At 57.5% G+C, this 22,114-nt stretch carries 26 protein-coding genes and 1 pseudogene; 13 read left to right on the top strand and 14 right to left on the bottom strand.

Features of this window, described 5'->3' with window-relative positions:
- Positions 1-65: 65 nt before the first annotated feature.
- The 12 genes from RGM3321_RS20760 to RGM3321_RS20815 all read right to left on the bottom strand — a co-directional run bounded on the left by RGM3321_RS20760 (position 66) and on the right by RGM3321_RS20815 (position 7,880).
- A complete protein-coding gene (locus RGM3321_RS20760; protein WP_020339812.1) occupies positions 66-380 on the bottom strand; it encodes an FxLYD domain-containing protein in 315 nt (104 codons plus the stop codon).
- A gap of 169 nt (positions 381-549) precedes the next feature.
- Positions 550-1,161 carry a hypothetical protein gene (locus RGM3321_RS20765; RefSeq protein WP_244394637.1) on the bottom strand — a complete coding sequence of 204 codons (612 nt, stop codon included), beginning with the start codon at positions 1,159-1,161 and terminating at the stop codon, positions 550-552.
- A complete protein-coding gene (locus tag RGM3321_RS20770) occupies positions 1,154-2,506 on the bottom strand; it encodes a site-specific integrase (RefSeq protein ID WP_244394638.1) in 1,353 nt (450 codons plus the stop codon). Before RGM3321_RS20770 ends, RGM3321_RS20765 begins: the two co-directional genes overlap by 8 nt.
- Positions 2,499-3,881: a replicative DNA helicase gene (locus tag RGM3321_RS20775; RefSeq protein WP_244394639.1), complete on the bottom strand. Its 1,383-nt coding sequence runs from the start codon at positions 3,879-3,881 to the stop codon at positions 2,499-2,501. The genes RGM3321_RS20770 and RGM3321_RS20775 overlap by 8 nt, the downstream gene beginning before the upstream one ends.
- Positions 3,878-4,666, bottom strand: coding sequence for an ATP-binding protein (locus RGM3321_RS20780; protein WP_244394640.1), 789 nt, complete (start codon positions 4,664-4,666; stop codon positions 3,878-3,880). Before RGM3321_RS20780 ends, RGM3321_RS20775 begins: the two co-directional genes overlap by 4 nt.
- Complete coding sequence (locus tag RGM3321_RS20785) at positions 4,663-5,418, bottom strand: helix-turn-helix domain-containing protein (protein WP_244394641.1); 756 nt, start codon at positions 5,416-5,418, stop codon at positions 4,663-4,665. Before RGM3321_RS20785 ends, RGM3321_RS20780 begins: the two co-directional genes overlap by 4 nt.
- Positions 5,415-5,792: a hypothetical protein gene (locus tag RGM3321_RS20790; RefSeq protein WP_244394642.1), complete on the bottom strand. Its 378-nt coding sequence runs from the start codon at positions 5,790-5,792 to the stop codon at positions 5,415-5,417. Before RGM3321_RS20790 ends, RGM3321_RS20785 begins: the two co-directional genes overlap by 4 nt.
- Positions 5,789-6,514 carry a Rha family transcriptional regulator gene (locus RGM3321_RS20795; RefSeq protein ID WP_244394643.1) on the bottom strand — a complete coding sequence of 242 codons (726 nt, stop codon included), beginning with the start codon at positions 6,512-6,514 and terminating at the stop codon, positions 5,789-5,791. The genes RGM3321_RS20790 and RGM3321_RS20795 overlap by 4 nt, the downstream gene beginning before the upstream one ends.
- Positions 6,511-6,756, bottom strand: coding sequence for a hypothetical protein (locus RGM3321_RS20800; RefSeq protein ID WP_244394644.1), 246 nt, complete (start codon positions 6,754-6,756; stop codon positions 6,511-6,513). Before RGM3321_RS20800 ends, RGM3321_RS20795 begins: the two co-directional genes overlap by 4 nt.
- A complete protein-coding gene (locus RGM3321_RS20805) occupies positions 6,753-7,124 on the bottom strand; it encodes a hypothetical protein (RefSeq protein WP_244394645.1) in 372 nt (123 codons plus the stop codon). Before RGM3321_RS20805 ends, RGM3321_RS20800 begins: the two co-directional genes overlap by 4 nt.
- Positions 7,121-7,456: a hypothetical protein gene (locus RGM3321_RS20810; RefSeq protein ID WP_244394646.1), complete on the bottom strand. Its 336-nt coding sequence runs from the start codon at positions 7,454-7,456 to the stop codon at positions 7,121-7,123. Before RGM3321_RS20810 ends, RGM3321_RS20805 begins: the two co-directional genes overlap by 4 nt.
- 136 nt (positions 7,457-7,592) lie before the next feature.
- Positions 7,593-7,880, bottom strand: a complete 288-nt coding sequence (locus RGM3321_RS20815) for a Cro/CI family transcriptional regulator (protein WP_244394647.1) — start codon at positions 7,878-7,880, stop codon at positions 7,593-7,595.
- A gap of 107 nt (positions 7,881-7,987) precedes the next feature.
- On the opposite strand from RGM3321_RS20815, the gene RGM3321_RS20820 reads away from it, so the two are divergent.
- The 6 genes from RGM3321_RS20820 to RGM3321_RS20845 all read left to right on the top strand — a co-directional run bounded on the left by RGM3321_RS20820 (position 7,988) and on the right by RGM3321_RS20845 (position 11,308).
- Entirely contained in the window at positions 7,988-8,758 is a 771-nt protein-coding gene (locus RGM3321_RS20820) for a LexA family transcriptional regulator (protein ID WP_244394648.1), read from the top strand.
- An 85-nt stretch (positions 8,759-8,843) separates the two neighbouring features.
- The gene (locus RGM3321_RS20825; RefSeq protein WP_244394649.1) at positions 8,844-9,224 is read left to right on the top strand and encodes a LuxR C-terminal-related transcriptional regulator; all 381 of its coding nucleotides are present in this window, start codon (positions 8,844-8,846) and stop codon (positions 9,222-9,224) included.
- A 77-nt stretch (positions 9,225-9,301) separates the two neighbouring features.
- Complete coding sequence (locus RGM3321_RS20830) at positions 9,302-9,499, top strand: carbon storage regulator (protein WP_244394650.1); 198 nt, start codon at positions 9,302-9,304, stop codon at positions 9,497-9,499.
- Positions 9,486-9,722, top strand: coding sequence for an Arc family DNA-binding protein (locus RGM3321_RS20835; RefSeq protein WP_104720687.1), 237 nt, complete (start codon positions 9,486-9,488; stop codon positions 9,720-9,722). The genes RGM3321_RS20830 and RGM3321_RS20835 overlap by 14 nt, the downstream gene beginning before the upstream one ends.
- Positions 9,719-9,919, top strand: a complete 201-nt coding sequence (locus RGM3321_RS20840) for a hypothetical protein (protein WP_244394651.1) — start codon at positions 9,719-9,721, stop codon at positions 9,917-9,919. The genes RGM3321_RS20835 and RGM3321_RS20840 overlap by 4 nt, the downstream gene beginning before the upstream one ends.
- Positions 9,920-10,126: 207 nt before the next feature.
- Positions 10,127-11,308: a DUF3596 domain-containing protein gene (locus RGM3321_RS20845; RefSeq protein WP_244394652.1), complete on the top strand. Its 1,182-nt coding sequence runs from the start codon at positions 10,127-10,129 to the stop codon at positions 11,306-11,308.
- A 17-nt stretch (positions 11,309-11,325) separates the two neighbouring features.
- Here RGM3321_RS20845 and RGM3321_RS20850 read toward each other — a convergent pair whose 3' ends face one another.
- Both RGM3321_RS20850 and RGM3321_RS20855 read right to left on the bottom strand, forming a co-directional pair.
- Complete coding sequence (locus tag RGM3321_RS20850) at positions 11,326-11,613, bottom strand: STAS-like domain-containing protein (RefSeq protein WP_230082007.1); 288 nt, start codon at positions 11,611-11,613, stop codon at positions 11,326-11,328.
- Complete coding sequence (locus RGM3321_RS20855; protein ID WP_244394653.1) at positions 11,613-12,596, bottom strand: hypothetical protein; 984 nt, start codon at positions 12,594-12,596, stop codon at positions 11,613-11,615. The genes RGM3321_RS20850 and RGM3321_RS20855 overlap by 1 nt, the downstream gene beginning before the upstream one ends.
- A gap of 389 nt (positions 12,597-12,985) precedes the next feature.
- Between RGM3321_RS20855 and RGM3321_RS20860 the strand changes: the two genes are divergently transcribed.
- The 7 genes and pseudogenes from RGM3321_RS20860 (at position 12,986) to RGM3321_RS20890 (ending at position 22,114) form a co-directional block, all read left to right on the top strand.
- The gene (locus tag RGM3321_RS20860) at positions 12,986-14,242 is read left to right on the top strand and encodes an integrase domain-containing protein (RefSeq protein WP_244394654.1); all 1,257 of its coding nucleotides are present in this window, start codon (positions 12,986-12,988) and stop codon (positions 14,240-14,242) included.
- Positions 14,243-15,148: 906 nt separating this feature from the next.
- The gene (locus tag RGM3321_RS20865) at positions 15,149-16,516 is read left to right on the top strand and encodes a YfjI family protein (RefSeq protein ID WP_231671391.1); all 1,368 of its coding nucleotides are present in this window, start codon (positions 15,149-15,151) and stop codon (positions 16,514-16,516) included.
- Entirely contained in the window at positions 16,500-16,859 is a 360-nt protein-coding gene (locus tag RGM3321_RS20870) for a hypothetical protein (protein WP_244394655.1), read from the top strand. The genes RGM3321_RS20865 and RGM3321_RS20870 overlap by 17 nt, the downstream gene beginning before the upstream one ends.
- A complete protein-coding gene (locus tag RGM3321_RS20875; RefSeq protein WP_244394656.1) occupies positions 16,837-17,817 on the top strand; it encodes an integrase domain-containing protein in 981 nt (326 codons plus the stop codon). Before RGM3321_RS20870 ends, RGM3321_RS20875 begins: the two co-directional genes overlap by 23 nt.
- Positions 17,814-18,086 (top strand): annotated as a pseudogene (locus RGM3321_RS20880) (hypothetical protein); the annotation flags it as partial. The gene RGM3321_RS20875 and the pseudogene RGM3321_RS20880, both read left to right, overlap by 4 nt.
- 328 nt (positions 18,087-18,414) lie before the next feature.
- Positions 18,415-20,910 (top strand): N-6 DNA methylase, encoded by a 2,496-nt coding sequence (locus tag RGM3321_RS20885; RefSeq protein WP_244394657.1) that lies wholly within the window; start codon positions 18,415-18,417, stop codon positions 20,908-20,910.
- Positions 20,903-22,114 (top strand): restriction endonuclease subunit S, encoded by a 1,212-nt coding sequence (locus tag RGM3321_RS20890; protein WP_244394658.1) that lies wholly within the window; start codon positions 20,903-20,905, stop codon positions 22,112-22,114. The genes RGM3321_RS20885 and RGM3321_RS20890 overlap by 8 nt, the downstream gene beginning before the upstream one ends.

The following is a 22,114-nucleotide window of genomic DNA, read 5'->3' on the forward strand; positions in this document are numbered from 1 at the left end:
CGCAAGGGGCTCGAAACGAGAAACCCCAGCGCTTGACTGGGGTCTGATAATCCACAAAGTTTTTTCTAGTAGACGTCTACGCCGCTTAAGCGTGCCTCAGCAAAGCTTTTATTCGTATCCGCTGCGAACTTGAAGTTTTCGCCCGGGCCAATGTCTTGTCCGTGAGCGAGCGTATTGCCGACTACGTTTCCTTGCTTATCGTAGAGTTTGAAATTCACAAAAATATTTTTGAGGGTGGCATTGGTATTGTTATGGGCAATACCCTGGATGCTACTTCCACCCGGGATATTTACTACTTGAATGTTTTGAACTTCCACCTTGTCATTTGCGAATACAGTTGCTGATAACAGAAGCCCGGCGAGCGCGAGAACTTTTTTCATTCCTTGACCTATCAACTATTTAAAAGTTGACTTTCGTCGATAACCACCTTAGGTGTCAACCCCGAGCTCGCACAAAAAACCCGACTCAATGGCCGGGCTTTTCGTTCGATCCCGTTAGCGCGCAGAGATCATATGATGGGTGGCAATTTCAACCATTTGCCCACTTTTGTCAAGTTCCATCGCACAACAACTGTTCACGGTCCAGAATCTCCGTTACATGAACTACCGCGCCCTCCTGCATCGCCTCCAGGCACTTGTGAATCCCGAGCCTCCAGCGGCCTCGCGTTGATGCTGGCCTGGCTTCCGCATCCCATGTGTTCATGTCGTAGAACTCTGCAGGAAGAATTGCGACGTCGCTGGATCGCTTACCCTGCACGCCCTTCATCTTCGGGATGAACCATACGGTGGTGGCCTTGTAAACAAACAGGGCTGGCGCTGGGGAGCTGATGCGATAGACCGTCCTGGATATCGCACCGACGCGGTTGCCCTTGCTGGTGGAGAACTTGCCCACCAGCAGATCCCAATGGGCCTTGCTCAACTCCCGGTGCAGGAGTGCGTGCAGGCAACAGTCGTAATCAAACTGGTCGCGAGCAGAGAGCAAAGCCCTTGAGCCGCCCGTCCTTCCGCCGGAGTCGATCAGCTTTTGCCAGCTCTGCTTGGCACTGTTGTCTATGTTGTCAGTCGCCAGGACGCGAACGATTGCCGACATAACGCTCTGATAAACGGTTGGGGAGAAGTCCGCCAGCAATCTGCGGGGTGCTGCTATCGCGACCTTACTCATTGCTGCCTCCGATTGGGGTCTGGGCGGTCGCTTTTTCGTTCTGCTTCCTCCCTTGGGATGGATACTGAGAATCGCTGAACGCCTTAATATCCGTGGCCTTTGGGGTAGGTTTCATGTTTTCGTGTCCTGCAAATGTCTCACCGAGCAAAGGGGTCAGCCCGTGCTGTTCGAGGTAGTTGTGCCACGCCTCCAGTGCCTGGCGTTTCAGGCCCTCGGCGGCGGTATGGATGTAAGTCGCGTCGAGGTCTTTCATGGCGTGGTTGAGCAACATCTCACCGACCATGTAGTCAACGCCCAGATCGGCCCACGCTGTGCGGGCCACCTTGCGCAGGTCATGGCTGGACCACTCACCCTTGGCCAAGCCAGTGAACAGAGTGCTGGCCAACGTTGCGCTGATTGCTGCACCGGAGCGGCCAGGGAACAGAAATGGTCCCTGATACCCGCTGGCTTGTTGCAGACTCCGGTAACGCTCGATCAGCGCGCATGCCTGCGGTGTCAATGGCAGTGTGTGTTCCGCCTTGGTCTTGGTGTCTGCCGCCGGGATGAACCACTGCCGGGTCGTGGAGTTCACGTTTTTCCAGCGGGCCAACCGCGTCTCACCCAGGCGGGTGCCGTGGCACAGCATCATCAGCGCGAGCATGGATTCCAGCGGTGCCCGTTCGATACGTTCGGCCAGGTCCAGCAACAGAGGCGGCAGATCATCGCTGCGCAACCGGGCCGCCTTGGGCCGGATTCGCGTCTGCACGAAGTCGGTGTACTTGAAACTGGCCATCGGATTGGAGCCCAGCAGCGCCAACCGGGTTGCCTGGCGGAACGCCACGGCCAGCACGCCGTACACCGAGCGCACGAAAGACAGCTCGTACCGCTCCTGCAGGGGCCACATCAGCAACCTGTCCAACGCAGGGCTGGTCAGGGCTTCAAGCTCCACATCCTGGAGCCGGGGCACCAGATGGCGGCGTAGCGCGGACTGGGCACTGGCCTTGCGCTTGGATGACAAGCCACGGTCGCGTCCCATACGGTCGGCGTACCATGCCAGCACGTCGCCGACAGTGGCCCAACTGGTGGTGACCGAGTTTGCCGCCGGGTCCGCAGATCGGCGGGCAAGGATGCTCGGCAGCGTGGACTGCATCAGCTTGGCGTTGATGCCAGGATAGTTGCCGGCCTTGCCCCACTTGCCGCGCACCACCACATGCCAGGAGCCTTGGGTGCGGTCGACGGTGGAATAACGGAAGTGCAGTTCTGGGTGGCGAGCATCACGCAGCGCACGAACATGCAGGCGCGAGGCATGCCGACGGATCTCTGCGTCTGTCATGATCACCGTGAGTGTCTTCACCAGGTCATTCATTGCCTGCCCTCCCCCGATACCCACGGTTCGCGAAGGCGCGGCCCATTTCGACCTCTTCGTCCGTGGCGTAAGAATTACCGGCAAAGTTCACAAAGCGGACGTACTGGCCCTGCTGCTGGACAAGGCAACTACCGGTTTTGGCATGGCGACACTTGCCCACAATCAGCTCTGTGACACCGTTCTGCCCTTCCTCGCTGTCTGCATCCCGGTGCACAAGAATCACCACGTCGGCGTCGGCCTCGATCTGACCCGACTCGCGCAAGTCGCTTGGGCGCGGCTTCTTGTCCGTGCGGTTGGTTGATCCGCGGTTGAGCTGCGCCAGCACGATCACGGGCACGTTCAACTCTTTGGCCATGTTCTTGAGCGCAGTGGATATCTTGCCCAGCTCGAGCGTTCGGTTCTGACCAGCGCCCTCGGCGGCGATCAGGCCGATGTAATCCACCACCACGATGCCGAGCCCCTCTTTGCGCTGCACCTGCCTGGCTGTCGAGCGAATGCGGGCGGCAGTCATGCCTTCCTCATCGCAAACGAACAACTTGGAGTGATGCAGTACGTTCACGGCGCTGGTGATCTTCGGCCAGTCCTCATCCTGGAGCGTATGCCCCTCATCAAGGCGCGTCAGGCTTACACCACCCACGGAAGCAATGCCGCGCGTGACCAACTCTTCCTTGGTCATTTCCATCGAGACGATTAGACCGACGCCCTTGTCGACGCATGCAATATGCTGGGCGATCTGCACGCCGAGCGTGGTTTTCCCTGAGCCGGGCAGGCCAGCGATCACGATCATGTTTTTGTTGCGAAGGCCTCGGATCAGTTCGTCCAGATCCTTCAAGCCGCTGGAGTGCCCGAGCTGCTTCGCGCCATTGAACCGGCTGTCGATGCCATCGATTACAGGGGTCAGCACTTCGCTGTACTTGTAATAATCCTTCCGGTCGGGTGCGCCCAGTTCGCGAAGATCCGCCGTTGCCTGCTGGGCCAGCGCGATGATGTCAGCGACCGGCAAACTTTCGCTGGCCGAATCCCGGATCACGTCCGCCACCTCAACCACCCGGCGCAGCGCTGAACGTTCCAGCACGATGCGTTGATACCCGGCCCAGTTCGCCGTGCTCGGGATGTTCTTTGCGATTTCAGATGCGTAGGCCAGCGTCCGTTCACCGCTCGGCAGGTCCGGATACTCAATGCCCACCGTCACGACGTCCACAGGCTGGCCGGTGGCGTGCGTATCGATGATCGCCTGGTACAGCGCGGCGTTGTCGTCGTAGGCGAAGTCGGCCGTCGTGATCCGGGCGGTGATAGCGTCGAACAGGGAGGCGTCCAGCAGCAGCGCGCCCAGAAGGCCATGCTCAGCCTCAAGACTATAAAGTTCGCGGCTCATGCGGCACCTCGCGCCGAGGGCCAGCGGAACACGCAGACCAACCCGCCACGGTCACGCAGCCGATCCACGGCGCGATCACCCATGCTCACTTTCAAATCGGTGATGCTCAGGTTACTGACGATAATCGTCGGTTTGAGCTGCTCATACCGCCCGTTGATGACCTCGAAGAGGACCTGGCGCTCGAAGTCCGTGCCGTTCTGCAGGCCCATTTCATCGATCACCAGCAAGTGTGGGCCGATCAGATCGGCATAGACCTGCGATTCGGTCTTGATCTGCGAGCCGAACGTTTCCTTGATGCTGCGGATGATGCTACCAGCAGTGGCGTACAGGCCGTGCACGCCCTGGGCCCCGAAGTATCGGATGACCTGCTGCAGCATGGCCGTGGCAAGATGAGTTTTGCCGGTGCCAACCTGCCCCAGCAGCATCATGCAGCGACCGGCCTGATAGTGTTCGGCGAAAGCCTCCACGAAGCCAGTGGCGATGTTCCACGCCTTGACCTTGGCGTCGTCATTCCCGGTAACCCAGTTTTCAAGGGTGGACTGCTGGAACCGGGCCGGGATGCATGAATCAAGCAGTCGAGCGTTCAGCAAACGCTCAGTGTGGACCAGCACGCCGCCAGCGCGGATGCTGATGTCAGCCGAGTGACGGTTATCGAACTCGCAGCCGGGGCAGCCATACCAGATCGGGTCTGCGCCGAACTGCTCGACCAAGGCGCTCGTGAAGCGGCCATGTGTTGAGCAAGTGCCTTGGCGGGTGTCGATGGCGTAGCGCGGTTGAGAAGTCATTGGCCATCCCCCGCAATCCGGAAATTGCCGTTGGCGTCCAGCTCCAGCCCATCGGTGTGGTCCACCTGATCGAGCTGGGTGTGCCGGTTGCCAGATCCGGTCTTGCCGGCCGGTTCTACCTCATCCTCCCAGCGCTTGCCGTTGAGCCAGGTGGCAGCGTGCGGGATGAACTGGCCGTTGTCCTTCGTCCAGCCAGGTGTCGCCACATGCTTCGCCAGCGCCGAAACGATCAGGTCATACAGAGCCTCTGTCATCTGGAGCTTCTGCCACGCCTTCGATGCCTTATCCTTTCCAACTTTGCGCGGGTACATCTTCCAGAACTGGTCAAACCCTTTCACCGTGCCTGTTTTGCACATAGGTTTAGGTTCATTGACTGGTTCAGAAGAGTGACTGGTTCTGGGGGCAGCTGCTGCCCCACCCCTTGGGTTATCTCCTGCCCCAGGTGGGTTATCTGGTGCCCCACTCGGGTGGGCAGATGGTGACCCACCATCAAGCGACAAGTGAAAAAGGTTAGATTGATTCAGCTCGCCCTTCCGGCGGTACTCTCGGCGAAGAAAACCGGCTTTCTCCAGCTCACGAACGTGCAGCTTCACCGTGGACCGACCGATCTCGCACTGGTCCGCGATGTGTTGGTACGACGGCCAGCACTCACCCTGATCACTGGCATTGTCGGCCAGCTTGACCAGCACCAGCTTGCGCAGAGGGTTTCCGACCTTGGTCTTCATGGCCTTGACCATCAATTCCATACTCATTGCAGCGTCTCCCCGCTTGCGTTGGCGCGGCGCACGACCGCTTGCCTTGGCGCTTCGATGACCTCGCCGCGATACGCCATCAGAGCGCGCACAGCGGTCTCCATACGGCGCTTCGCGCTGCCCTTAGCTTGCTTGGCCTTCTGCAACTGCTCGTATGTTTGATTCGTGAAGTTGATAACTGGCGTGTAGGCCGGGTCGTCAGGGTTGATTCGGCGAAAGTTCGGCTCGGGCTCACCGTGTACTGCGAAGTACTGCTGATACTCGTTATTGAGCAGTTGCCGAACGTCTCGGACGAGCGCCTGCGCGCGATACCAGTCAACGGTCAGAGCTGCCACACGCTCAACAAGCTGCTGATGGGACGGTTTTTTGCTCATGATTTGACCTTGTTCACCAGTCGAAACCGGCCTTCAAAATAGGGGTGTGTAGCCTGGGTGGCGCTGACCATCTGGCATTCTGAAACGAAGCGCTTGAACGCGGCGGTGACGAGGCTCTTGGACCAGACGATGTACTGGCTGCCCTTCGCTTCCTCGTGGACATTGCGGACCATGCCTGCGTGATTGGGCTGGTTCGGCCACTGGCGCAGCACGAACGAAACCATCGGTCCGGACAGGCCATAGGCCTTGTTCATCTCTGCCTGAATGCGGCCGAGCGGGATGCAGTTCTGCGGGCAGTGATCCCAGACCCTCTGTTCGGCGATCACCTCAACCCTGCGTTCGATCCGGTCAATGGCCACCTGCTGTTCGCGCTGGTGGCGCTCCATTTCCACCAGGTGGTTTGCGTTCGCCGCCGTGATTTCGGCTTGGGTCATCGGGCGAGCGGCCATTTCTTCGAGCTCTTGCCACCGATCAACCAGCGCGGCGGTGAATTCGGGACTGAGCTGCGCCACCACGATGAAGCTGTCGCGCTTGCAGACGTGGTATTCCTGCACGACGACTCCGTTGGCCGACCTCGGCCCATCCCCCACTGGGGGTTGGGATATCGTGCCGCGCTCAACAAGGCGTTCAATCGATTGCTTCACCTTGTCGTGCCGGGAGCCGACAAGATCGGCAATTTCTTGGGATGACATTGTCGGGGCGGTGCTGGTGATCGGGTTCACTCTGGTATCCCCAAGCCCTGGGCTATCGACTGAAGGTCGGTATAGGCAGCCATAGCAATAAGGCGGATAGCGGCCTGCACACCGGCCTCGCATCGGCAGCTCAACTGCTCGTCGCTTTCGCCTTCGTCGGAGCTTTCGCGGGCAACAGTGTTTTCCGCCAGCACATCAGAAAGAATTCCAATGACATCCAGCGACTCGGCGATTCGCTTGGCTGCGTCGGGGTAATACTCTGGATTGCTCATAGGGCACCCCTAGCACTCGCGCCACGATTTGCGGAGGGCGCTTCTTGTGGCGCGCCACTCATGTTTTCCAGCTTGTGACTCGCGGCGGTGCGCTCTTCTTGCAGTCTGCGGTTAAGACTCGCCAGCTCTTTGATGAGCCAACCGATCCCCACCACGGACTCAGTGGACATTTCGCCGCCCTCAGCCAGCCCCATCATTTCGCCAATCGCCTCAATGCCCGAGATCAGGACATTGGCAGTCTCACCGGATGCCTGCCTGATGCGATTCAGGTGCGTTACTTGATGGCTGGTTAACGTGACTCCTGACGATTCAGCTGGAAATTGGGCCTCAACATCGATGATCAGATCGTGCAGAGTTGGAATGGTCATTGGCGTGCCCCCTGTTGATCTGGGACGCTGATGCCATCCTGGGTCGAGCAGACAAGCGCGTGGATCGCCTCAGCCACAAACCCCAGCAGCGCCATGCCATCGCAGTGAACAAGGCCCCCGTAGTTGATCGACTGGCGCATGTCCTCGCAGATCTGCGAAAGCCCCAGAGACAGCGTCCGGGCTTTCTGTAGCGCGTCTTCAACCTGCATTGAAGGCACTGTCTGAAAGAGGTATTCGCCTTGGTTCGCAATTGGCGTTTCGCCGAACTCAACTGCCTTGGTGATAAGGGTTGCTTGCGCTGGAGTTGAGCGGGTGATATTTTCTGATTTCATTTTGGTTTTCTCGAAGCAAAGTGAATGCGCAGTTCCCGTTGGCGCGGGTACTGAACAAGAGGCTCGACTTAGGTCGGGCTTTTTTGTGCCTGGCGTTTGTGTTAGCCGGACAGCAAAAACTTGGATTGGCAGGCGGTCACGGGGATGCCTGCTGGGTACTGGATGAATTAACAGGTACGTTTGATCCTGATAATTCAGAGCCTGAGGGATTATTATTTGTACATCGGTGAGGTGAGTTGCCTCGCCGCTGACTTGGAAAAGGCTTCTCTTCGAGGGCAGACAGTTTGCCGTCATCGGACACGATCACGAAGATGGATCGCCCTTCGCGGATAGCCTTGCTCAACGAGCCCTGGCTCATTCCGAGCTTTTCGGCTGTACCGGCATGTCGCTTTGCTGCGTATTCAGCAAGAGGAATTCGTTGCACCGGGATGACTCCACTATTTCGGTTCTTTTAAATAGTGCTGGCGGGATTTACAAAAGTCAATGCCTGCGGGATTTGATTTAAAGTCCCGCTACCCATAAGGTTCATTCATGAAAAAAAGACCGCTGTCCGAAGAAGAACTTGCCGAATGTGCAGCACTGAAGGCGATTTACCTAAAAAATAAGGATCGTCTGGGCCTCACTCAGGAAAAGGTCGGGGAGCTCTTGGGCATGAATCAGGGTTCACTGAGCCATTATCTGAATGGGCGCAATGCGTTGAATATGGAGTTCTCCGCGAAGGTCGCCAAAATCCTTGGCACTAGTGTTGACCAGTTCAGTCCAAGGCTGGCAAAGGCCATCGGAGAAATAACGGTTTCCAGCCAAGATCTGCGTGAACTGGCCCGGCTAATGCGTGAAAATTATTCAACTGAAACTGATGGCGTGTCCAATGTCTCGCCCGCTCTACACCCTTGGCGGCCCGCGATGAGCTACCCGTTGATAAGCTGGATTGCAGCAGGGGATAGAGCCGAATCGCCCACTGATTATCTTGCGGGTCATGCTGAGGAGTATTTGGGATCGACCGAAAATGCGGGTGCCGGAGGGTATTGGCTTGACGTGAAAGGACCATCGATGACCACGCAAGCTGTTCCGAGCTTTCCAGAAGGAACGAAAATACTGGTTCAGCCAGAGGGCTTCGATCTGATCAGTGGAAAGTTCTACGTAGCCCGTCATCGGGATGGTGAAACTACCTTTAAGCAGTACCTGAGTGACGCTGGATCGGCCTATCTGATGCCCCTGAACCCAGGCTTTAAGCCGATTGAGATCGACGGAGACTGGGAAATAATCGGGCGCGTGATCGATGCAAAAATACCAGGCCTTTAAAATATAATCCCGCAGGGATTGACACAGACAAATCCCGCCAGCACTATAGCCACCAGACGATAACTTTGGTCAAGGGTGGCACCTCATGCAATGCATCAGCAACGGCTTATGGAAAGGAAATCTTGGTCTTGGTCTCGCCCAGCGTGAGCTCTCCTGCCTGCTGGCAGTTGCTGCTGGACAGACTGACAAGGAGATTGCTAAGCATGATGGTATCTCTCCACGCTCGGTTAAAGGCCGTATTGAATCTTGTATGCACAAGCTCGGCGTCTACAAACGCCCTGCCTTGGTGGCAGAAGCATTCCGCCGCGGTCTTATTTCCCCTGCCGCCGCACTTGCGCTCGTGCTGGCCGCTCACGGCGCACTAGCCGAAGACCCCATGACCAAAGTTCGGCGCAGTGGCGGATCAGATACAAAGATCGAAGCCCGAATCGCAGCCAAGCGCCATGAAGTGACGCTGGCCGCATAACCCAAACCTGATTTTGCGAAAGCCAACAATCGCGGCAGGCCCTCGGCTTGCCTGTAGAAACCAAAAGGAGTTGCACCATGCTGTGTCTATCCCGTCGCTTCGGCGAATCAATTGTCATCGGCGACAACATCAAAATCACCGTGATCAGTGGCCGCGACGGCCAGATCCGCCTGGGCATAGATGCTCCGGCCGAGCTGGCTGTCGACCGCTCCGAGATCCGTACCGCCAAGTTGGCCAACCCTCACACCGGGAGCGATCGCCATGCAACGGTATGAAGGTGGTAGCCGCGGCGCAGACAAATTCGTCGTGCGCCTCCCGGACGACATGCGCAGCGAGGTCGAGCGCGCAGCGGCATCAAGCGACACCAGCATGAACACCGTCGTGATCCGCGCCCTTCGCCTGTACCTGCATGGCCAGGAGCAGCAAGCGCTGTTGCTTGATGCGCTGGCCAAGGCTGCTCAGGAGGCGGCAAAGGCCAATCAGGAGCAGCAGGCATGAGCACTCTCAGCCAAGGCACCCGGCTCCAACTGCGCACCGAGTTCCAAAGCCTGGGCGAGCGCCTGATTCGATTCGGCCAGGCGCTTCAAGACCCAGCCACCACAGTTGGACAACTCACCGGACTGGCCAACTCCTGCGGGATCGCACTCAAGCTGCGCACCGTAGCTGAATCGGGGCCGCGCGATGATGAAGGCTGACGCGTCAGTTTCACCCGCAGTTCCAAACCTGACGCGGCAGGAGTAGCAGTCAATGCGCTACATGACCATCAGGAAATTCGCCAGCGAGTCTGGCTACAGCGAGGACGCTATCCGCTCGAAAATCCGTGATGGAATCTGGCGGCTTGGCGAAATCTGGTACAGGGCTCCGGATGGCCGGACGCTCATCGACATGGAAGGGTACGAGTCATGGGTAGAGACGGGCGGGGAGTTCGGGCGGTCTCCGATACGAGCATCGAAATCACGTTCATGTATCGGGGCGTCCGGTGCCGCGAGCGCATCACGCTCAAGCCCTCCCCCACTAATCTGAAGAAGGCCGAGCAGCACAAGGCAGCGATCGAGCATGCGATATCGATCGGCGGGTTCGACTACTCGGTCACGTTTCCTGGCTCGCCCAGGGCAGCAAAATTTGCGCCTGAGGCGAACCGGGAAACAGTGGCAGGCTTCCTGACTCGCTGGCTGGACGGAAAGAAGCGACACGTATCGAGCAGCACGTTCGACGGCTATCGCAAGATCGTGGAGCTGCGCCTGGTGCCGGCCTTGGGCGAGCGCATGGTGGTCGAGCTGAAACGGAAAGACGTGCGGGACTGGCTGAGCACCCTAGAAGTCGGCAACAAGACACTGAGCAACATACAGAGCTGTCTCAGATCGGCTCTAACTGATGCTGCCGAGGATGAGTTGATAGAGGTGAATCCCCTGGCCGGGTGGACGTATTCGCGGAAAGAAGCGCCAGCCAAGGACGACGACGTAGATCCGTTCAGTCCGGAAGAGCAGCAGGCCGTGCTGGCGACGCTCAATGGCCAGGCACGCAACATGATGCAGTTCGCCCTGTGGACTGGCTTGCGCACGAGCGAACTGGTTGCATTGGACTGGGGGGATATCGACTGGCTCCGCAAGGAAGTGATGGTCAGCCGCGCTATGACGCAAGCTGCAAAGGGCCAGGCCGAGGTGACGAAGACAGCGGCCGGACGCAGAGCGGTGAAGCTGCTGAGACCCGCGATGGAGGCTTTGAAAGCACAGAAGGCCCATACATTTCTGGCTGATGCGGAGGTGTTTCAGAACCCTCGCACGCTTGAACGTTGGGCAGGCGACGGGCCGATCAGAAAGACAATGTGGATTCCGGCGATGAAGAAGGCGGGAGTTCGGTACCGTCGCCCCTATCAGACCCGGCACACCTATGCATCGATGATGCTCTCCGCAGGCGAACACCCTATGTGGGTAGCGAAGCAGATGGGCCATAGCGATTGGACTATGATCGCGCGCGTGTATGGGCGTTGGATGCCAGCAGCAGATATCTCTGCCGGACATCGAGCCGAAAATCTATGGTGCCAACCATCGGGAAATACAGGTGAAAAAAAAGAGGCTGATTAGCCTCTTTTTTTAGCGGATTACGCGGCGAGTGCGCGCCTACGCTTCATTGCTATGGCAATAGAGCGCAGCACATCATCGGCTGCGTTCACAATTTTTACGTGCCTGATCACGAAGTCAAACCCTCGTTCGAGCACCAATACACCGAAAAGCTCATCGGCGAAGGATTCGGAGATGGATTCTACCGAAGCAAGATCAATCACGATCTGTTCGTGATCATGCAGCTTTCGATATAACGCGCTCCGTTCCTTCGAGGCGAGGCTTCGGGAAGCTAGGTCACTGTGCCTAAAGGCAAACGTTTCCATCATTACCCCCTCAATAATTTCATAATGTCTTGTACATCTTCCGCCTCATCAACCTTAGCGGCCATGAAGCTTGATTCTTTAATGGACAGGGAAACCGCTACTCCCCTCCAAGGCTGTGAAAGCTTCCTGAAGCGGGATTCTCCTCTCCGCAGCATCATTAAGCAGTCCCCAGAGGCAATATTCAATACCCCTTCGTAAGACTTTGCCAACTCGACTAGCTTGGCTAAGCCAAGCCCTTGATGATGGTTACCGTTACCCGAGAGGGCGACACCTACGTCTCCAAACGGACTTGTACCCAAGTGATCTTCTGGTACCGACTGCGCCCACTCATCTTGGAGCTTTGCGAGCTTCGATGAGTTCCCTTCCTGAACGCACCATTCCACTGCATCACGGTCGCACTGGATGCCGTTGGCTCCAGCTATCCGAGAGCGCTTCAACTCCTCAAGGAACCCCATCCCGCAGTCTGCGAGGGAAAACTCAAGGACATAACCATGACCATTTCGGATTGCATGCCGCTGCGCAATGGAGAAACCAGTGTTCAGCCCATGGGACCAAACGTTGTCATGCATCTCCCCGACCACATGGGTAAGCTCCTTGAAAGCCGGGCTACGACCGTAATCCACCGGTCCAGATTTAGCGAATGATCGAAGACAACTGTTGATCTGAGCGGTCGCTTTGTCAACATCATCCTGCGATGCAAGAGGTGTCAACGGAGCGTAGTTCACCCCAGCATTCCTGCGCTCGTAGAGATAATCATCCACTCCCCAAACAGCTTTCGCGAGACCGACGGCGGAAAAATACCCTTCGTGGTTTTCGTTTTCGAAAACTACTGAATCCTGATTTACCCGCTTGTAGGTCAAATAGGCGGCGAAAGCAGCAATGAAGCCAGGGGAATAATACCTGTCCGGTACCCTATGCTCCGCAGACGCGTCAAGATGACCATAATGTTTTGGAAGCCAATCTAAAGCTTCAACGAGGTCAGCCACGCTCATTCCTTTGATTTTGTATGGCCGACCATTTTGCCATCATATCGAGTCTCTTCTCAAAAGATTCAGATGTTCGGCAAGACCCAGAGCGCAAAACCAATACCTGGTGCTACGACCACAATGACAGCCTTATGCCAGCCTTGTACCTGTAGGCCCCGTGCTACAAGGATCGGATGCGGGTTCAAATCCCCCCGGCTCCACCACTTCATCATCTAAAGACGTCCACGGACGTCTTTTTTTGTGGCTGGAATTCAGTAAATACGGGGATTTCAGGGCTATTGGCTTCCACACAAGCTTTTTGAGTTCCAGGCGTTTTGGTATCCCAGTTGGTATCCCGAGCCCACTGGTGCTATTTTTGGGATACCAAAACGGTGTCAGAGGTAGCTCTCATGCCTACTAATGCAGCCCGCCTATCAGACCGCCAACTCAAGGCAGTCAAGGCAACAGGAAAAGACTTCGTTCTCACTGACGGCGACGGCCTTCAACTCAGGGTCAGAGCCAGTGGCTCGATGATCTGGAACTTCAACTACCGCGAGCCGGTAACCAAAAGCCGCCTCAACATGGCGCTCGGCCCTTACCCAGCCCTCTCGTTGGCGAATGCCAGAAAGAAAGCTGCTGAGGCACGCGAACTGCTGGCGCAAGGCATCGACCCCAAAGCTCACCGCGATGAGCTAAGGCAGGCCAAGCTGGCAAAAACCGAGCACACATTCGAGAAGGTGGCCACCGCTTGGTTCGAGTTGAAAAAACACTCCGTCACAACGGCCTACGCCGAAGACATCTGGCGCTCACTCACGCTGCATGTTTTCCCCAGCCTCAAAGCCACACCCCTCGCAGACATCACAGCCCCCATGATCATCAAGCTCCTACGCCCGATCGAGGCCAAAGGCAGCCTGGAGACGGTCAAGCGACTTTCCCAACGTCTCAACGAAATCATGGCCTACGGCGTCAACTGCGGACTGATCTTCGCGAACCCGCTCAGCGGCATTCGGGCAGCCTTCAAAAAGCCGCAAAAAGAAAATATGCCGGCACTTCCTCCCGAAGAACTACCCGACCTTATGCTGGCGATTGCCAACGCCAGCATCAAACGCATCACCCGCTGCCTGATCGAATGGCAACTGCACACTATGACCCGCCCTGCCGAGGCTGCCGGGACGACTTGGGCAGAAATAGATTTCGAGAAACGCATCTGGACCATCCCAAAGGAGCGCATGAAAAAACGCCGTGTGCACCCCATCCCCCTAAGCGACCAGACGCTCGCGCTGCTAGAGACACTCAAGCCCTACAGCGGCCACCGGGAACACGTATTTCCGGCCGACCGAAATCCGCGTACCCACGCAAACAGCCAGACCGCAAACATGGCATTAAAGCGTATGGGCTTCCAGGATCGGCTGGTCAGCCACGGCCTGCGATCAATGGCCAGCACCATCCTCAACGAACATGGATGGGACCCGGAGTTGATTGAAGTCGCACTCGCCCATGTCGACAAAGACGAAGTCCGAAGCGCGTACAACCGAGCGGACTATATCGAGCGAAGACGCCCGATGATGACTTGGTGGAGCGACTATATTCAAAAAGCGGCCACCGGCAATTTGTCGGTGACGGCCATTCATGAAAACAAAAACGGGAACGTCATCCCGTTTCGTTAATCAGTTCCTGCTGGCGACAGCGGCGACACTGGCGACAACCCACGTATTTAGCGGTCCTTCCTATGGCGACAACGTGGCGACAGTCGCCACCATCTGCAGCGCCCACAAGCTTTTAATGCCCAGCCCCTGAGGGCAGGAAGGCTTCGCCTTCCCGTCCTCAGGGGCTCACTTTAAAAACCGACGAACGGCCCATTGTCCATTCCAAGCCACCTTCTTCCACACACGTCCAACGCCTAAAAACCCCACCGCACACCCAGTTGACCACCGTCCGAGCACGCGCTACACCAGAGCCGTAAAGCGCTGTCATCGACAGCATTGCCCAGGTAGCCAGGGATCTTTAGGGCTACGCCCTACAGTGGTGGTCCCAGCCCATGCGCGCTCGCTTCCAATTAGGCGCGCAGTCACGCCCAACGTGATCGAAGCCAACTTATCCACAGTGCAAATGCGGCAGCCCACGCCCGTCTCTTTCTCCAGGAAAGAGACGGGCGCCGAAACCACTGCCGCAGCCCTTGCCGGGCAACACATTGCAGCGTTTGTCCCTGTGACAATCGGCGTGACAAACCCCGATGTCACTCGCAGCAGCAATGCAGATGATGGTGCCGCATCCCACGGAATGGACTGCACCTGACTGACAGTCAGGCACGCCCCGGTCATCGCATCACTGCCTGCAACAGACTCAGGATCTCGCGGCGCTGGTCTCGTCAGACAACGCAGCCTCCACCCGCCCACCGCTATTGGTGCTCAGGAGGCCAGATCATGAGATGCCCAAGCTCCCGGTCGTAAAGAGCCGCCCGTCCCGCGTAAGTGGACAACCCTCACAGGCTGCAGGGGCCTTGATCCCTGATAACACTCAACAACCGTGGCGGGGAGAGTGAGGGAGAAATTCGAAACACCAGGAGAATGACGATGCAATTGTGCGAAGTGTTCGACCTGCCACGGCCGCTGCTGGAATACCGGCCCGAGCCGCTGGCATATCCGGTCGAAGCGTTAGGACAGATATTAGGGCCAGCCGTCCAACGCATGGCCGAGGTGATCGGCGTGCCCTGCGCCATGGCTGCGCAATCGGTGTTAGCCACTGCCGCCCTGGTGACCCAGTCGCACGCCAATGTGCAGCTCGATGGCCGTGTTTATCCGTTGTCCCTCTACATGCTGACGGTGGCATCGTCAGGTGATCGTAAAAGCGCAGTGGATCATCTGGCGCTAGCATCTGCACGTGAGTGGGAGCGGCGACAGTGGATGCTGTATTTGGAGCAACTGAAATCCAATCGCGCCGCCATTCGAGGAAAGCACGAAGCTCGTGAGTTATCCGAACCCGTCCCACCCAGATTGATCATCGCCGAACCCACGATTGAAGCCCTGATCAAAAACCTATGCCAGGGCTTGCCCAGCATGGGGTTATTCAACGATGAGGGCGGCCAGTTTCTGGGCAGCAGCACCATGAGTAAAGAGAACCAACTCAAGGCCATCACCACCCTGTCAGCGCTCTGGGATGGCAGCCCCATCGACCGGGCGCGCTCCATGCCTGGCGAAAGCCTGCGAGCTTATGATCGTCGCCTCAGTCTGCATCTGATGCTGCAACCTTACCTGGCCAACCAGCTACTCACAGACCGGATGATCAATGGCCAAGGCATCCTTGGCCGTTGCCTGATCAGTTGGCCCGAACGCCTGGTGGGGCGGCGGTTGTACAAGGCAGTCGACCTCACGCGAGATGCCAGGATCCAGCGCTACCAAGCGCGCATTACCGCTCTGCTGGATAAGCCGCTGTCGCTACACAACGACGGCTCACTTAACCCTGACAGGCTGGAACTGACACCCAGCGCTCGCACTGCCTGGATCGATATTCACGATACCATCGAATGCCAATCTGGTGAGTTTGGCGAGCTGGCCGGCATTCAATCTGTAGCCGGGAAAGCAGCCGCCAATGTACTGCGTATCGCCGGGGTATTGGCGGTGATTGAAGACGCGCACGTAGTGGACGAGCCCCATATCCAGCGTGCCTCGACGCTGATGGATTACTACCTCGCCGAGATCCAGCGCCTGACGGAGCAAGAGCCCGTCAACACGTTACGCGAGGAATCGGATCGACTGCTGCGCTGGTTGACGCAAAAAGGCTGGACCCAATTTACCGTCCGCGACCTCAACCGCAATGGTCCCCGTTTTGCCCGCAAAAGCAGCCATCACACCATTACGCTACTGGTCGAATTGATCTCACATAGCTGGCTGGACTCTCATGACGGAAAGACCTTCGAGGTACGCCATGTTCCGCCTCAATGATGCGGTGCGCCGTTATCAGGCGCAGCATCAGACACGGCCTGCGTTGCGGAGTGTCGCCACTTCCGTCGCCGCCTTGTCGCCATGCTTCAGACCAGCAACTACAAGGGTTGTCGCCACTGTCGCCGTTGTCGCCACACCCGCCTTAGGGCCTGTCGACATCGGCCAACTGATCCACCAACTGCGCGAAGAGGGAGCAATATTGCGGCATCAGCAAAACGCCCTGATTATTCGTCCCACACATTGGCAACAAGTGAACAAGATCAGCGCCCACTGGAAAGCGGTGCTGCGCTTTCTGCAAGACACGGAAAACGGTGAAGCCGATGGCATTGGTCGGCCGGCGTGATGGCCGCAACTTTGGCTACGGCCGTCAGCTCAGCTATGCCGGCCCACAAGCGCTGAAAGATATGTTTGCCGGCGGCCACTTCGCTACGGTCAAAGCACACAGTGATCGCTGGCAGGCTTTCGTGAAGTGGTGTCGGTCAGCGGACGGCCCCGGTTACAACGACGCTCGCCAGATAGATCGCAGTACCTTGCACAGCTACGCCACACACCTGCGTCAGCAAATCCAACAAGGTGAAATCTGCATCGCCACCGCGCAGAACCGCCTGAGTAGCGTAAACCGTACCCTCGCAGCACTACGCGGCGACCAGTACGTGAAAATCGCCAGCCCGAGTAAGGCACTCGGCATGCAGCGATCAAGCGTACGCACCCGCGCACCGGATGGCCAAGAGCACCAACAACTGAGTCGAGTGATTGAAGCGCTTCGCGAACAGCACCACCACCGCGTCGCTGCGATTATCTGCCTGGCCCGCGCAACCGGCATGCGCTTGCGCGAAACGATCTTGGCTGACCTGCCACGCTTGCAACGTGAGGCTAAACACTTAGGCCGCATCAATATTCAGGATGGGACCAAAGGCGGCCGGGCTGGCGCTTCAGCTCCGCGCTGGATCATCGCAAATAACGAGGTTAAGGCAGCCTTGCAGATGGCTCATCACGCTTCGCCACCCCACAGCCGCAATTTGCTGGCCCAAGGTGAAAGCTACGCCAAGTTCCAGCAACAGACGGTGAGGCCAGCCCGTGAATTGCTTCATAAGCAGGGACTGAAGGGCGTTCATGAATTGCGAGCCGCTTATGCGTGCGAGCGTTACGCACAACTCACTGGCCACGCGGCCCCCTTCAACGGTGGCCGATGCTATCTCATCGACCACGCTCTGGACCAAAAGGCGCGACGGCAAATCAGTCTTGAGCTTGGGCATAACCGGATCGATGTCATTTCGGCCTACATTGGAGGTCGAGCGTGACCAAACCCTTCAATATGGAGCTGTTCCTGAGCGGCGTAATGACTGGTTCAAAGGTCACGCAGCAACGTCACCTACGGCAAGCTCGATTCATGCAAGCGGCCATTCAAGAGCGCTGGCAGCGTGATAATCCTTGGACTTGGCAGCTTAAGCATGTGCGCTGGTTTCTCACTCAGTATCTGAAAGACCATTCAGACGCCACCCGGTATTATTACCTACTCACGGCTTCATTGGTCTGGAAGCGATTAGGGAAGAACCGAGACTTGGTGATCGCCCCTGCCGTGTGTCGCAACTTGCTGACAGTAGTTTGCTCAGGTGATCGTAAAAGCGCGGTAGAGCAAATAGCCCTGCAAGCCGTAAGCGACTGAGAGATACAGCAAGTGGGTCATTTTTGGGGAACAACTCAATGCTCAACGCGCTGCAATGAGCATCAGCGCGAATCACCGACATGAAAAAGTCAGTACAGCTAGCGCTAGACGCCCAACCTGGCCCGTGTAACCGAGACAGCTCAGTGCCGAGCTCGGATTGAGATACAATCCCCGGCATTTAATACCATGGGGACCGGCATCCGCTCCCTGGGTGCCCACAAGAGATTCCGCAATGCCCCTCACGCTGCAACAACTGGAACGCCATCTGTTCAAGGCTGCCGATATTCTTCGCGGCAAGATGGACGCCTCGGAGTTCAAGGAATACATTTTTGGCATGCTGTTCCTCAAGCGCTGCTCCGACGTATTCGAGGAGCGCTATGAGCAGGTCGTTGCCGATGAAATAAACGCCGGCAAGAGCAAGGCCGAGGCCTTTGTCACGGCGGAAAATCCACGCTGGTACAAGCGCGATGGCAATTTCTGGGTGCCCAACCATTCGCGCTTCAGGTATCTGCTCAACGAAGCGCACATCAACGTCGGCAATGTACTTAACAAGGCGCTGGGCGGCATCGAGGAAAATAACGTCTCCCTGGAAGGGGTGCTTGAGCATATCGACTTCACCCGCAAGGTCGGCCAGAGCAAGATTCCCGATCAGAAACTGCGCCAACTCATTACCCACTTCGGTGAGGTGCGTCTGCGCAACAGTGACTTCGAATTCCCCGACCTGCTAGGGGCGGCCTACGAGTACCTAATCGCCGAGTTCGCCGACTCGGCCGGCAAGAAAGGCGGTGAGTTCTATACACCGCGCTCGGTTGTGCGGCTGATGGTGCACCTGCTCAAGCCGACTCTGGCACACGATGTCTATGACCCCTGCTGCGGCTCGGGCGGCATGTTGATTGCCGCCAAGGAATATATCGACGAGCACGGTGAGGACGGCCGCAAGGCCAACCTGTTCGGCCAGGAATTCAACGGTACCGTCTGGTCCATCGCGCAGATGAACATGCTGCTGCATGGTATCAGCAACGCCTGGCTGGAGAACGAAGACACCCTAGCCGACCCTCGGCATATCGAGGGCGGTGAACTGCGCCGCTTTGACCGCATTCTCACCAACCCGCCGTTTTCCATCAACTGGGGCCACACCGAGAAAAGCCCGGATGGCAGCTTGGCCTGGAACCCGACATTCCGCGAGCAGCGCTTCCGCTTCGGCGAAGTACCGCTGGGGTCGAAAAAGGCCGACCTGATGTTCCTCCAGCACATGCTCGCCGTGACCCGCGACGAGGGCATGATTGCCACCGTACTGCCCCACGGCGTGTTGTTCCGCGGCGGTGAAGAACGCGGGATCCGCGCTGGCATTATCGAAAACGACCTGCTCGAAGCGGTGATCGGCCTGCCTGCCAACCTGTTCTACGGCACCGGCATCCCCGCCTGCATCCTGATCCTGCGCCAACAAAAGCAGGAAGGCGCCAACCGTGTCAGCGCCAGGCCTACCGAGCGCCAGGGCAAGGTACTGTTTATCAACGCCGACCTTGAGTACTTCGAGGGCCGTGCGCAAAACTACCTGATGCCCGAGCACATTGAGAAGATCACCACCGCCTTCGACAAATTTCGCCGGATCGACGGTCTTAGCGATGTGGTAGATATCTCCACCCTGCGCGCCAATGATTACAACCTGAATATCCGCCGCTATGTGGATAACGCACCAGCACCCGAGCCGCATGATGTGCGTGCTCACCTGCTGGGTGGCGTGCCCAAGACCGAAGTCGAAGCGAAAACGCCGCTGTTCGCCGCCCACGGCCTCGACCCTCATGACCTATTCATCGCACGCGATGCGCAGTATTTCGACTTTCGCGGCGAGCTGACCTGCCGCGCCGACCTCAAGCCAGCCATCGAAAGCAACCCCGGCCTACAGGCGAAGGAAGCCGCCCTGCGTGATGCCTTCGAAACCTGGTGGCACGTACACAGCCCGCGGATCACCGCCCTGGCTGGGAAGCTGGATAACAGCGCCGTGCTGGTCGAGTTGCGTGGTGAACTGCTGGCCAGTTTTAGCCAGACGCTGGAAGGCATCGGCCTACTCGACCCCTTCCAGGTCCGAGGCATCGTCGCCGGCTTCTGGTACCAGAGCAAATATGACTTCCTTGGCTTGATGGCCCGCGGTTGCCGGGGCGTAATCGACGCTTGGCGCACCAGCATCATCACCGCTCTGGAAGACAAGGCCAGCAAGCAAAGCCCGTTGGAGCATAAACTGGTCAAGTTCCTGCTTGGCGATTTCGTTGCCGAGTTGGCCGAACTGGAAGTAAAAAAGACCGAACTGGATAGTCAGCTCAAGGCCGCCACCCCAGCTAAAGGGGAAGAGGCTGACGAGGCCGAAAACGCGACGGATACCGACGACGAGGAAAACACCGTCGACGAAGCCCAACTCAAGGCCTGGAAAGCCGAGTTGATCAAGGTGAAGAAACAGCTCAAAAACCGGCAGGACAACTTCGCCAGTCACTTGAATCAGGCCGTCGACGGGCTGGACGAGCAGCGAGCCGCCGAACTGCTACTGACCATCCTGCACAACGATATGCAGGCCATCGTCGAACGCTATATCGCCGCCCAGCGCAAGCAGATAGTCGCCGCCTTCGAGAACTGGTGGGACAAATATCGGATAACGCTGAACGAAATCGAGCAGAAGCGCGATGCGGCGGCAGAGGCGTTACACGGGTTCCTGAAGGGGTTGGGGTATGTCTAAGCTCGACGCGCTCATCTCTCTTGAATATGGTGAACCGCTACCTGCCGAACGCCGCACTGGACACGGCTTTCCCGTATTTGGCTCAAACGGTGAGGTTGGTCGCCATCAATCCGCACTGATCGCTGGGCCGGGGATTGTTGTCGGTCGTAAGGGTAGCGTTGGCAAGGTCACTTGGTCTGATAATGATTTCTGGCCCATTGATACAACGTATTGGGTGAACTGTCCGCCAGAAGAGCGTCGTTGGCTGTATTGGGTATTGTCTTGGTTGCCGCTTCATCTACTGGATACATCTACGGGTATCCCAGGACTGAACCGGAGGGATGTCTATGAGCTGGAGGTTTACCGACCAAAATTCGGGGAGCGGCGTAAAATTGCCCAAATTCTGGACATCCTCGACACTGCCATACGCGAAACCGAGGCGCTGATCGACAAGCTCAAGGCCGTCAAGCAGGGCCTGCTGCACGACCTGCTAACCCGCGGCGTCGGCACCAACGGCCAACTGCGCCCGCCGCAGAGCGAAGCGCCGCAGCTCTACAAGGAGTCACCGTTGGGGTGGATTCCGAGGGAGTGGGAAGCAGTAGAGCTGAATCAATTGATAGACCCGAAGCGTCCAGTCGTATACGGGATTCTGATGCCTGGCTATGGGTATCCGGGAGGGGTTCCGGTTGTAAAGGTGAAGGACATCTACGATGGAAAGATTCACCTCAACGATCTGTTACTCACCAGCCCTAAGATTGATCGAGAGTACAGCAGATCCCGCCTCAAGGCTGGTGATCTCTTGTTTACGATTCGTGGAACAGTGGGAAGAACAGCGTTTGTGCCTCCCGTCCTAGATTCAGCGAACATCACACAAGATACCGCCCGACTAGCAGTTGTTGGTACTGATGCTCGATACCTACGTGCCTATCTTGGCATGGCAGTACCAAGCAGGTTCATTGCGACTCACACGCTTGGAGTAGCAGTGCAAGGAATAAACCTTCGAGATGTTCGTCGAATCCCCATCGCGCGGCCCTCAGCACTTGAGGCAAAGGCAATCGCTGATGAAATTCAGTCCCAAGAGCAGCGCCTGGAAAGTGAAAGTTTGAGTGCAGCCAAGCTCCGGCGTGCAAAGGCTGGCCTGATGGGCGACCTTCTAACCGGCCGCGTTTGCGTCACCCCGCTGCTGGAGCCCATACAGAAAGCTACCGTCCCCACGGAGGCATGA

The sequence above is a fragment of the Pseudomonas sp. RGM 3321 genome (assembly GCF_022836805.1).
In the GTDB taxonomy this organism is placed as follows: domain Bacteria; phylum Pseudomonadota; class Gammaproteobacteria; order Pseudomonadales; family Pseudomonadaceae; genus Aquipseudomonas.